Below are 11,748 nucleotides of genomic sequence, written 5' to 3' on the forward strand. Positions count from 1 at the left end.
CACGCAGCATAAGGAACGAGCGAGCCCCAACGGGGCGCGCTTCACGAGGTTGGAGAGGGCAAAAGGTAAGTCATGCAGTAAGCGGTCGACCACCGGGATCAGCAAAACCCATCCGTCCCATGGCGCCACGAGCGCGTGCTTTTGATCGGGAGCTGATCTTGCGGATAGCATGAAGGCCATCGGTGTTCGCGCCGAGCAGAAAGGCCGGACACATGGGCGCTACCGACCAGCACTGCGAGACAAGCCAGAAAGTCCTTGCCAACGGGGTGCCGTCCACACATGGGGCGAAAGCAGTCCTCGGATGTCGATCTTCTCAGCAATTTCTATGGCAACATCCACTTCGCTGCCGAGGTAGCGCGCACCGTGCCTCACCTCGACCCGCAAAAAAGTACTGGCTATGATGGGCCGGGCAGCCAATTCAATGTCATCGATGGCCGCCGGAACCAAGGCAAACTGGTTAGAGAGCAATCAGGACGACTGGTGTCTGCTCAGAAAAGTTGCCAATGGCCAGCGTGGGTGGGTACCCGAGGATCATTTGAAGCCGCGCTCGTGCCATACGAAGTGGCCAGCCAAATGAAGCGTTCTCGCTACGCCAAAGCGTGTGGCGTGGTTGCCGGGACCGCCTACCGTTCTTACGCGGCCGCTCGTCCGTGGCGAGATATCTTTGTCGGGCCGCTCTTCTGTGTGTGTCTCTGTGGGCCTGTGCCAGCCCGAGGCAGCCGCGGATCCGGTGACGCGGAAGACGCCATGGTGTGCTACGCAGGTTCTTCGGGCAGGAGCGCCTAGGCGGCTGTTGATCCTGCATGCTCCGCCAGAAGCTTTCCGGCGATCTCCATGCCCTCCTCGCGGGACGAGGCAAGCATCAGCGGATAGCCCCAGAATTTCGCAAAGAGCATAGAGAAGGCCGCGAATGCTAGACGCTTTGCGGCGCTCGGCTCGATCACGATCATCGCCAGCACGAGCTTGTGTAGTTCGGCCTTGTTCTCCTTCATCCACAATGAGGTGCGTTTCTTTTCTTCCGGTGAGTGCTCATGATCCTCGGCTGGCACCGAATCGCTCAGGAGCACGAATGGCTCCCCGCGCTTCAGGTTCGCCTCCAACTCTTCGAAGTCCCTGACGGGGTCGTGGTCGGGGCTTTGTGCGAAACTGATCCAGACGTAGGGAAAATTCGAGCTGTCCATGGACATGGGTTGCGTTCCTATCGGTGATCAATGCTGATCATGCGGCGCGGCCCGTACGTGCCGCCAGGACATGGCGATGGCGAATGACCCCGGAAGCGCGATGGCCAGCAACGCCAGGAAGACGAGATGGCCGCCATCTCGAAGGCCGTCGAACGCCCCGCCGAGCGCATTCAGGAGCACGAGGACCGTGCCCAGGATGAGCATGGCCCAGTTGGCGGGAGACCCTCCGACCAGAGCCAGCAATGCGGGGACGACCCAGGCGCCGTAGAAGGCTGACACCACCCACATCTGACTCGGGTCGAAGGTGATTGCTGGTGTCGTCCCGCCCGCCCTGACGTACTCGTTCACGAAGGAGAAGGACTGGATCGTGAGGAAGATCACAGCGCCGACAGCCGTGATGAGCCACGCCAGAACGAGCCGGCCTTGTGCTTTGTCGTTCACGGCTACACTCCCTTCCGAACGCGAGCTCCAACGGGAGCGGGGCTTCCGTCGAAGCGGGCGCGCGCGTCGTCGATCACGATAGAGCTGAGCTGGACATGGCGTCATTGCGTAATCCGGCCGATATGTGTTTTATTCTGGCCATGTTTGAACAGTGCTGAGCCCACCGATGTATTTGGACGTCCGCGCCGGTTGGTCTTCCTATGTCGACAATGTCCCCCGCGTTCTCGTCGCAGCAGCCGCCGTCGGCAGCCTCGAGAGTATGGAGCAATCGCGCCGGCATCATCATCGGAAGGCGCAACTGCTCTATACGGTCCGTGGCATCATTAACTGCGAGGTGGACGACGGCGTCTGGATCGTGCCGCCGCAATGCGCCGTCTGGATTCCAGGCGGGTTGCCTCATGCCGCGTTCGGCTCGGGCGAAGTGGAGTGCATCTGTCTCTTCATAGAACCTGATGCGGCCGCGAACCTGCCCACCAAATGCTGCACGATCACGGTATCGGCTCTGTTGCGGCATCTGCTGCTCCGTGCCAACGAGCTTCCGGAGCGCTACGCTATCGATGGCCCGGACGGCCGTATTGTCTCGGTCATCCTCGATGAGCTGGCAGCAGCATCGGTCGAAGATCTCCGCCTTCCGATCCCTGCCGATCCACGGCTGCAGAAGCTCGCCCAACTGTTGGTCTCAGCGCCGGCGGATCAGGCGACCGTCGCCGAATGGGCATCCCGCATCGCCGTCAGCGAGCGCAGTCTCAGTCGCATGTTGACCGAGGAGATCGGCATGAGTTTTGGTCGCTGGCGACGGCAGCTGCATGTCATCCTTGCGCTGCAGCGCCTTAGCGCCGGCCAGACGGTCCAGACCGTCGCGCTCGATCTCGGTTATGAGAGCGCCAGCAGTTTTGTGACCATGTTTCGAAAAATGGTTGGCAAGCCGCCAAGTCGCTATCTCCTGGAGAAGCAGAAAACGGCTTGAGCGAGATGCGCTCCGGTGCCTAGTCGACGGTTTGGAATTGGCGACTTTTCAGCGTGATATGTTGAAAGCCTCTCCGAGAGGTTTGGAGAGTCCGTGCCTCACGAACAGTTGGCTCAGCCTTCCCAGCCGCGCGGTAGATAGGTGCTCTGCATCGCATTCATTTGCAGGGGCGCGCAGCGACGTCGCAGCCCCAACCACTACCTGATTGATTGCAGCTCACGGATTTGCCTGCGGCCTTGCCGTACTTAGCCCAATCGGAGCCATACTCGAGATCCGCAAAGTCGGCCCAGGATTTGATGGCTTCTCGTTTGGCTGCGGCGGCAGAGCTCAGGCCGGAGCTGCTGCCGTAGTGATAATGCGTCGCGAAGCAGTTGCGGCCGCCTTCGCGCCGGATGTCATGAAGTGTGGTCGCCAGGCCGGTGTCATTCGCCAGCGCCGGCCCAGTCATGGTCAAGAGCAATCCGAGATAAAGAGCAATCTTCACCTGCACCAATCCGTGCACCGTTCGCCAGTTCGTGCCGGGGGCGAGGTCGGTAAAGTCGCCCCACGATTCGATCGCCAGCTTTTCCATCCGCCTGCGCCCACAGTTGATGCCCGGACTCAAACTGTAGCGACGAACGTCGACGTGTCATTGCGCGAGACGGACAATCTGCATTTTGAATCGGCCGCCGGCAGCGGCGGCATCGGAAATGAGCGGTGAGGGCACGAGTGTGAATTGACCCCACCCCCTGTGCTGCAGACATTGCCCTTGGTGCTTGCGTCGGCACGAGGGCGAGCGGGGGATGATATTCTGCCGGCCACGAACGTCACGGGCATCGGCTGGCACATCATCCTCAACACCCCGGCGCAGCCGTCGATCGAGCAGGTGAGCGAGCTGTTCTTCCAACTGATGCAGGAGTTCGACGAGTCCATCGTAAAGGCGCTGTCGGTGGTCGTGGGCGAGGAGTGGGCGCGCCTTATCGGCGTTATCGTCAGCTTTCAACGTGCTGTCGGGCTTCATCAGCGCCGTCTACGCGGCGCTCATCGTCAAGGTGGTGCGCACTGCCGACGACGCGCAGCTGTAATGGATTATCGCTCGCTCAGTCTTCGCGCGTCCAGCCGATGCGGTAGACGCGTCCGGTCTGCGCCCCCTCGACACTTCTGGCGTAGCCTAGCGCTGCCTCGCGCGCCGGAACGCCTTTGAAGCCGCGGAAATAAGGGCCATAGGCCGGCAGCGATTCCTCGATCACGGTTGGACTAACGACATTGATGCGGATGCCGCGCGGCAGCTCGATCGCGGCGCCGCGCACGAACCCGTCGATGCCGCTGCTCACCATGGCGGCGGAAACCCCTTCGCGGATCGGATCGTCGCTCAGTAGGCCGCTGGTGAGGGTGAACGAGCCGCTGTCGCGGATGTGCTTGTGGCCGAGCATCACGAGGTTGACCTGGCCCATCAGCTTGCTTCGTAGCCCGAAGTCGAACTGCGCGTCGGTGAATTGATCGAAGGGCCCGAAGTAGGCATCCCCCGCCGTGCAGACCACGGCGTCGAACGCGCCAGTTTCGGCATAGAGGCGCTGGATCGACATCGGGTCGCAGATATCGACGCGAATGCCGCCGCTGTTCCGATTGGCCGCTACGATCTCGTGCCGCTGGCCCAGCTCCGCCGCAACGGCCCTGCCGATGGTGCCGCTGGCTCCGACGAGAATGATTTTCATGGCGCTATCTTTCTAGAGCAATTTCCGCGGGGAAGGGCCAGGGTCGGGGGGCCACGACTCGGGGAGGGAGAAGCGGGATCGATCCAAACCGGTCGAAAAATACTGTAGCGACGAACGTCGACGCGTCATTGCGCGGGACGGACAATCGACATTTAGAATTGGTCACCGGCAGCGGCGGCATGGGAAATGAGCGATGACGGCACGAGCCGTCATCGCTGGATTTCTTTTTCAGAACTTTTTGCTGGCCGTGAGCGTGAAGGCGCGGCCCGGCGCAACCTCGGCCCGATAGTAGAACGCCGAGGTGTAGGCGAGTTCATCGGTGAGGTTGTAGCCGTTGAGGGCGATGCGGTAGTCGCCTATTTCGTAGGATACCAAGCCGTCGATCGTTGTCGCGGCGGGGATCAGATACATGTTGCTCGAATCGGCGAAGTAGTCTGACCGGTAGTTCACGCCTGCGCCGACCAGCAGGGCGCCCGGCATCCCGGCCACCAGTGTGGCGATGTCGTAGGTCGTCCACAGCGAGGCTCCGTGCTCGGAAACGTACGGCACGCGATTGCCTACGGTCGGCAGAGGGTCGAAGGTAGTTAGGGGCCCCGACGTTAGGATTTCGCTGTCCATGTAGGTATAGGCGGCCTGCACCGTCCAAGCCTTCGTGATCTGGCCCGTCAGGCCCAGCTCGAGGCCGCGGACGCGCTGCGTTTCGCCCGTCGTCACCGAATCACCAGTGAGCGGGTCCGCGTACCTCGCATTGTTCTTTTCCACCTGGAACAGGGCCGCAGTGGCGCCGAGCCTGCCATCGAGAAGACTCCACTTGGCGCCGACCTCGTAGCTTTCGTTATCATCGGGCTTGAGGTTTGGTTGCGTGGCAGGACTGAAGGAGAACGAGGTGGCGACATCCGCGCCCTGCGGCGTGAATGATTTGGCGTAGCTGACATAGTATGTCTCAGCATGGGTAGGCTCCCAGATGACCGAGAGCTTCGGACTGGTAAACTGCGTCTCACTTCCCAAGGACTCGCCCAGCTGTCCCGCCGCGTTCGTCGAGGCAATCTCGGCATGGTAGCTATCCCAGCGTACGCCACCCAGGACAGACAACTCCGGCGTCAGCCAGAGCCTGTCACTGGCGAACAGCCCGACGTCCCACGCTTCGGACTTGGAGCGCGACGAGTTCGTAAGCTGAAAACCGGGAGGATTTTCGAAGTTGGGATCGAGGAGTGTCCCGCCGGGCGTCGCACCTTGCGGCGCAGAAAGATAATCGCGATCGTTTTTCTGATACCAGGTATCGATACCAAATACCGCCTGGTGGCGGAACGCCCCGGTGTGGAAATTGGCGAGCGCTGTCGTGATGTTCTGGCCGCCGGATGTATCCTGGCGGGGACCGCCCACCAGCCATATATCGTAGGGCGTGCCCAGGTTCCCGGCGAGAACATTAGCCCCGCAATTTGAGTATAAACCAAATGGCGGAAAGGCGAAGGCGCACATTGTGGTCGTCATGGACAGTTTCCGCGAATACTCGGCGTAGCGGCTGTCGTTCGATATGGTGAGCCAATCATTGACCTTGCCGCGGTAGCGAACCGTAAGCATGTCGACTTGCGTTTCGTCGCGATCGCTTTCCTTGCCAAAGTAGTTCGAGCGTGGGACGCCGTACTCGGTGACGGGAGAAGTAACGACGCCGGGTAAATATGGAATAGGTACCCCCATGTCGGGTCTGCGGTCGCCATCCTGGTGCAGATAGTTCACCGTCAGCGTCTGATCGGTGCCCAGTCCAAATCCGATGGAGCCGAGTACACCCCACCGATCGGAGTACACATGATCGCGATCTACGATATCCTGGTCGTGCAGCATGCCGACGACCCGCACGGCTGTGGTGTCGCCGATCTGCTTGTTCACATCGATGACCGAGCGCTCCAACGGTCCCGTGCCGATGCTGCCTTCGATCGAGTTGGCGTCGCCCAGATGCGCGGTCTTGCTCTGCAATTCGATGATGCCGCCGGTCGATCCATTGCCGAAGCTTTCCGAGGACGGTCCTTTGAAGACGGCGACGCTTTCCGTTGCAAAGCTGTCGCGGGTATAGGCGCCGAAATCGCGCAGGCCGTCCACATAGACGTCGCCTTTGGCGTCGAAGCCGCGAATACGGAACTGGTCTCCGTTCATCCCTCCGCCGCCTTCGCCGGTCGCCAGCGTGATGCCGGGGACGTTCTGCAGCGCTTGATTGATGGTCGTAACCTGCTGCTGCTGGAGAACCTTCTGCTGCACGACGGTCACCGTCTGCGGCGTGCTTTGCAGGGTTCCCGGCAGTCGTCCTAAGCCCGTGCCGCTGTTGAGCGCGTTGGCGCTCTCGGCCCCTGTACCGTCGCTTTGAGAGGTGGGTTGCAAGGGTTGCGGCGCTGCGGTCGCCGCAGACGTTCCGGCGGATGAAGAGGCTTTCTTCTTCTTGCTCTTAGCCTTTGGTTTTTCGGTGGCTTCCACCGTGAGCGGGGGCAGCGGCACCGCCGCATCGGCTGGTTTCGATTGGGGTTCCTGCCCGGCCGCATGACCCGGGAAGAAGCCGACAAGACTGGCCGCTACACTCGCGGTCGCCGTTGCTCCCGATAGCAACGGACGCAGTACTTTTGAACTCATCTACCTCTCCTTTACGCGGCCTACAAACGCTGGAACTTGGCCAAAGGAGATGTGTGCGTCGAAAACAGCCGCTGACTCACCCACCCCCTGCAGTTTCTCCGACGCGGCGGCTAGGAGGACTGCATGGACGACTAAAGCAAACGGGGCTGGCAGGTGCGTTGCGCGAACCAGCCAAAATGTTTACCAAAATAGTCATCATTCTGGTTCCGCGGCACTCGTTGCCGAAATGCATCTCGGCACGCGCGAAAATGTCGCGAGACCCGCCGATGGCACCGGCACTTTCCTCCTCTCCGCTCGGCGCACCATCATGCGTGCAGCCCGACCGCCCCGATGTCAGCTTGCCGACCTATTGCGGCCGCGTTAGCGCGCGCAGTCTTCGACGGACTGATCAGACAGGAGATGGCGGCTTTCTCGGCATTGCTACGATGCGACACGGCTGTTGCGTCTCAATTGCGGAAGTCGCTGGCCCGATGATCGCCGACGCGGCCGCCTACGCTGATCGCGTCCGCTGACAGGGGAAGACCAGCCAAGTTACCGAAGGCAGGGAAGCGCGCACGCGTCGCAAAACTGGACTTTGCCGCCTGCGGGCTGATGCATCCGAGCTTGGGCATAATCTGAGATAGAACATCAGCGAGATTAATCTGTCATAAAGGCACTTTACTCCTCTTGTGAGTGCGCGGCGGCTGAGGGGAAAATAGTGCTTCGAGATCTGCGTGGTGACCGCGAGCTTCAGGTGCGCTTGGCGTCTGAGAAGAACAGTGTCGTCGACGAGAGCGTCTCTGCATTAGACACACCCGCCGTCGACTCACCCATTGAGAAGACGCCACAAGAACCCGAGCATTTTCGCGTAGATCGAATTCTCCGGCCGACAACTGGGCATCTCTCGGCTTATACCTCACCGCATGCCATGGCTGCCGCCTGGTCCTGCTGGGCCTCCCACCCTTCCCGATCTCCTGACAGGCAGACAGATCTCGCCTCCAAGGCGTTCCAGACCTCGGCCATCATGACTGCCAGCCGTTGAGAAGGGAGAGCCATGGTTGCTAAAGCCAAGATCGTAGCCGAGCTCGGCGACACAGATCTTGTGTTACCGGATCGGATAGCTGCATCGCTGATGGCGAACGATCACGTAAAGTACTATTTTGCGCTGCTGCAGACAGCCAGAGCCAACGCTGATCGGCCCATCGCACCTACACCCGACCTCAAGTCCGAAAGGCTCGCAAGCCATATCCCGGACTCATGGCTCGATGCGGTGGTGGCTGATACGCGCAGCCCCAGCCGCGGCCACTACGCAGTTCCACACATCGGGGAGCTTCTAGCGCGGATTGATGCTGCAATCAGCGCCATGATCGCGTGTCTTCCCGAGGAACAGGCGCAGCCGCTGCGCACTCGCGCCGCGAAGTTTGATTTCAAATTTGCCGCGGATGGCATTGTCCCAGGCGCTGACATCGATGCCATGACGTCCGGCGATCGCGAGAGAGGCGATAGCCCGCACCTGCTCGTCATGGATGCACATCGCGCGATCAACGCGCTTCAGGCTGCGACGGCCACCGACAACATCCTCGGCGCTAGCGTCTACCGCTTGCCGGAGCGCTCGAGGCGACTCGTCGAGAGCTTCATGTCAGGCCTGAATCGAACCGCAGTCTTGAAGTTCGACCATCCTGGTCTCGCCACGACGGCGACGGAGCACGCAGGGCGCCTGCTCATTCAAAATGATATTGGCACGACGGACGCGCACGTGCTCGTACTTAGAGTGAGTGAGCTCGAGGCGACGCTCACATATACCGACATTCACAAGAAGCGGCTCGAGTTCTTCGTGAGCCTCTTCTCAGACTTTCAGGTGGATTGGCAGCAAGCAAATTCACGCACGAGCGACACACTCGAGAACCGCGACTACATGCTCACTACGGCCACCTACCTCGCCGCCGACGAGACAGCGCTTGCGCGGTACCTGGAACACCTCGGCTCCCGGATCGTGTTTCTCATCGATTGGAACAAGATGCGAAAGCGCTTGCGCGCCTTCGTCCCGAATAGATACGCGATCGATGTTCTGAGGTGGGCCGCGCATCACGATTTTGGTCATCGGGGACTACTGGAGGCCGGAGGAGAGCAGCTTTTGGCCGAGGCAGTCGAGTATGCTGCAGGCGAGCAGCTGCGCTATGGCGATCGTCTGGATCGACTAATTGGTGAGGAGAATGCCGAGAAGTTTCTCCAGCACGCCATGAAGGTCGCGTCGATCGGACTGCGAGAGGGCCGGTCACGCCGCTTTATTGCCGACGAGATTAAGGCCGAGCTGCGGCGCTACTTCGAGGATAAAGGGCTCCAGGTCTTCAACATCGCCGCTCGACACGCGGCGACGGGTTTTGATCTTGCGGTCACAGTCCGCGAGGCGCTGGATGGCATTGCCAGCACAATGCGTGCGCCTGACTCCCTGGCCAAACGTGCCGCTGCTTGGGAGCATCGCGCCGATCAGCTTTTGAACGAGGCGCGCGACGATATCAAACGCCATCGCCACCCCGCCGCGCTCTTGATGTTCTTCGAAAGTGCTGACGATGCCGTGGACGAGCTTGAGGAGGCAGCCAGTCTCGTCGTGCTCATACCGCTTACGCCGCGGATCGATGCTCCGTTTGATGAGCTCTGTCTGCTCGCGGATGCCGTGCTTGCGGCATCGCAGGAGCTGATCAAGTGCATCGAGTGCGCTGCAACGATCTCAAGCATAGAATTGCGGGACGACTTCGACGACTTCTTGAAGGCGGCGGGCCGAGTGATGGAACTTGAGCACGAGGCTGACCGTCTTCTTCGTTCGATCCGGAGTGCACTTGCGTCACGCGCGGAGAGTGCGCGCACAATTTATCTTGTCGATCTCATCGCAAGCGCTCTTGAACAGGCAACCGACGCTTATTCCCACGCGGCTCAGGCGCTCAGGGCCTATCTGCTTGACGAGGTGCTCGCATGAATAGGACGGCTGCCCACTTTTCTGCGGTCGCGCGGCCGTTCCAGATGTTCCGCCTTCTGTCAGCCGGTACAACCGCCGAGCTGCCAGCGCGCGAGATCGTCGGGTCCAAAGCTCTGAACCTTATGATCATGGCCAGAGCTGGGCTCCCGGTGCCGCCGGGTTTCGTTCTCACGACCGATCTCTGTCGGGCCTATATGAAGTTTGGTGCTGCGAGTCTTAACAATCTTGAGACGGTCCTCGCATCAGAACTCAAGGAGCTCGAGCGCCAGACGGGGCGGCGCTTCGGCGATACAAAGCGCCCGCTCCCAGTTTCGGTGCGGTCGGGGGCTGCTGTATCGATGCCAGGCATGATGGAGACGGTGCTCAACGTCGGACTTACCGAGGGGACACTACGTGGGCTCGTACGCCTCACGGGCAACCCGCGCCTAGCTCTTGATTGCTACCGGCGCCTCATAGAGCAATATGCAGAGGTCGTAGACGGGGCCGACCCGCGCATATTCGAGGAGATCATCGAAAAGGAAATCGCAGAATCCGGGCTCGCTGACCGTCATGAGTTTGATACGGAGCAGCTCAAGTCCATCATTGCCGAGCATCAATCTGTCTGCGATCAGAAGCTTGGACGTATGTTGCCAGAGAAGCCAATTGACCAGCTCGTGGCGACAATAGAGGCCGTGCTCAAATCCTGGATGAGCAGCCGTGCTAAATCTTATCGCGCGTTGAACGGCATACCAGATGATGCCGGCACAGCAATCTTGATCCAAGCCATGGTTTTCGGCAATGGAGGACCGACGTCCGGATCCGGGGTTGGATTCACTCGGAACCCGGCCGACGGCGCAGATGCGCTCTATGTTGACTATCTGGCAAACGCCCAAGGCGAGGATGTCGTTGCCGGACGGCGCAATGCGCTCGGAGCCGACGAACTTAAACGTCGTGCGCCGCGCGCATATCGCGATCTTGTCGCCAACAAGGAGATACTCGAGAAGACCTTTGGTGACATGCAGGACTTCGAGTTCACGATCGAGGATGGCCAGCTGTACATGCTCCAGGCCCGCTCTGGAAAGCGTACACCCCTTGCCGCATTGCAGATCGCCCACGATCTCGTCGCAGCTGGCCTCGTTACTGCGGACACGGCCCTCAAAAGGCTCAGCTCGATCGACGTCGATGGGGTCGAGTACCAAGAGCTGATTGTTCCGCAGGGCGTGGAGCCCATTGCGCACGCAACCGCGGCAAGCGCTGGCGTGGCAGTTGGTCTGGCTGCTATCGATCCCGCTCGCGTGTCAGAGCTAAAAAAGAGCGGGAAAGGCGTCATCCTGCTGCGAGAGCATGCGGAAACACAGGATATCGCCGCGGTCGCGGAAGCGGATGCACTTGTGACCGCACGGGGCGCCCGTACGTCCCACGCGGCGGTCGTGGCCCGTCAACTTGGAAAAGCCTGTCTCGTCGCCTGCGATGCGCTTTCGATCGAGCCGTCAGGCCGTGCGGCCCGGTTCGGCGGTGTTGAAATTGCAGAGGGCGATACGCTGTCCGTCGACGCGGCCACGGGCCTCATTTATGCAGGCGCCCTTGAGGTGAAGCGCACGAAGCCTAAAGAGATGCTCGCAGAGATCAAAAAGTGGCGGCGCAAGAGCCATGGCGCAGGCGCGGAGCCAGCAATTTGATAGCCGCGGGCGCCCGTGTCCGCTCGCAGCGGAATACCGGACGCGCTGGCGGATCTTCTTTTAACGGTTGAAAGCGGCTGCTGCGTAGTCCGCAAACGGGATATCCGACGTTCGACACAGGACTGCAATGCCGAGTTTGCGGACGTCGGGGGGCTGTCTGTGGGCAGTGTCTAGACCGATCTCCACCGAGTCCGCAATCGGCTCAGAAGCCGAAGTCGGTCGGAAGCCTGCTCAG

9 protein-coding genes are annotated in these 11,748 nt (G+C 60.7%); 3 read left to right on the forward strand and 6 right to left on the reverse strand.

Annotated elements, in window-relative coordinates; all coding sequences use genetic code 11:
- Positions 1 to 782: 782 nt before the first annotated feature.
- Both NDB2M4_RS14995 and NDB2M4_RS15000 read right to left on the reverse strand, forming a co-directional pair.
- Entirely contained in the window at positions 783 to 1,187 is a 405-nt protein-coding gene (locus tag NDB2M4_RS14995) for a hypothetical protein (RefSeq protein ID WP_072376534.1), read from the reverse strand.
- Between the two features lie 21 nt (positions 1,188 to 1,208).
- Entirely contained in the window at positions 1,209 to 1,622 is a 414-nt protein-coding gene (locus tag NDB2M4_RS15000; RefSeq protein WP_072376536.1) for a hypothetical protein, read from the reverse strand.
- Positions 1,623 to 1,788: 166 nt separating this feature from the next.
- Between NDB2M4_RS15000 and NDB2M4_RS15005 the strand changes: the two genes are divergently transcribed.
- Positions 1,789 to 2,589, forward strand: coding sequence for an AraC family transcriptional regulator (locus NDB2M4_RS15005; RefSeq protein ID WP_072376538.1), 801 nt, complete (start codon positions 1,789 to 1,791; stop codon positions 2,587 to 2,589).
- A gap of 157 nt (positions 2,590 to 2,746) precedes the next feature.
- Here the strand turns inward: NDB2M4_RS15005 and NDB2M4_RS15010 are convergent, their stop codons facing one another.
- The 4 genes from NDB2M4_RS15010 to NDB2M4_RS15025 all read right to left on the reverse strand — a co-directional run bounded on the left by NDB2M4_RS15010 (position 2,747) and on the right by NDB2M4_RS15025 (position 6,902).
- Positions 2,747 to 3,160, reverse strand: coding sequence for a hypothetical protein (locus tag NDB2M4_RS15010; protein WP_244536197.1), 414 nt, complete (start codon positions 3,158 to 3,160; stop codon positions 2,747 to 2,749).
- 57 nt (positions 3,161 to 3,217) lie between these two features.
- Positions 3,218 to 3,589, reverse strand: coding sequence for a hypothetical protein (locus tag NDB2M4_RS15015; RefSeq protein ID WP_139247320.1), 372 nt, complete (start codon positions 3,587 to 3,589; stop codon positions 3,218 to 3,220).
- A gap of 79 nt (positions 3,590 to 3,668) precedes the next feature.
- Entirely contained in the window at positions 3,669 to 4,283 is a 615-nt protein-coding gene (locus NDB2M4_RS15020; protein WP_072376542.1) for a short chain dehydrogenase, read from the reverse strand.
- A 228-nt stretch (positions 4,284 to 4,511) separates the two neighbouring features.
- Positions 4,512 to 6,902: a TonB-dependent receptor gene (locus NDB2M4_RS15025; RefSeq protein ID WP_083556421.1), complete on the reverse strand. Its 2,391-nt coding sequence runs from the start codon at positions 6,900 to 6,902 to the stop codon at positions 4,512 to 4,514.
- 1,033 nt (positions 6,903 to 7,935) lie between these two features.
- On the opposite strand from NDB2M4_RS15025, the gene NDB2M4_RS15030 reads away from it, so the two are divergent.
- Together NDB2M4_RS15030 and NDB2M4_RS15035 are read left to right on the forward strand one after the other, a co-directional pair.
- Positions 7,936 to 9,855, forward strand: coding sequence for a DUF47 family protein (locus NDB2M4_RS15030; RefSeq protein ID WP_072376546.1), 1,920 nt, complete (start codon positions 7,936 to 7,938; stop codon positions 9,853 to 9,855).
- Between the two features lie 194 nt (positions 9,856 to 10,049).
- The gene (locus NDB2M4_RS15035; protein ID WP_348533049.1) at positions 10,050 to 11,513 is read left to right on the forward strand and encodes a PEP/pyruvate-binding domain-containing protein; all 1,464 of its coding nucleotides are present in this window, start codon (positions 10,050 to 10,052) and stop codon (positions 11,511 to 11,513) included.
- Positions 11,514 to 11,748 lie beyond the last annotated feature (235 nt).

The organism is Hyphomicrobium sp. NDB2Meth4, assembly GCF_900117445.1.
Taxonomy (GTDB): domain Bacteria; phylum Pseudomonadota; class Alphaproteobacteria; order Rhizobiales; family Hyphomicrobiaceae; genus Hyphomicrobium_A.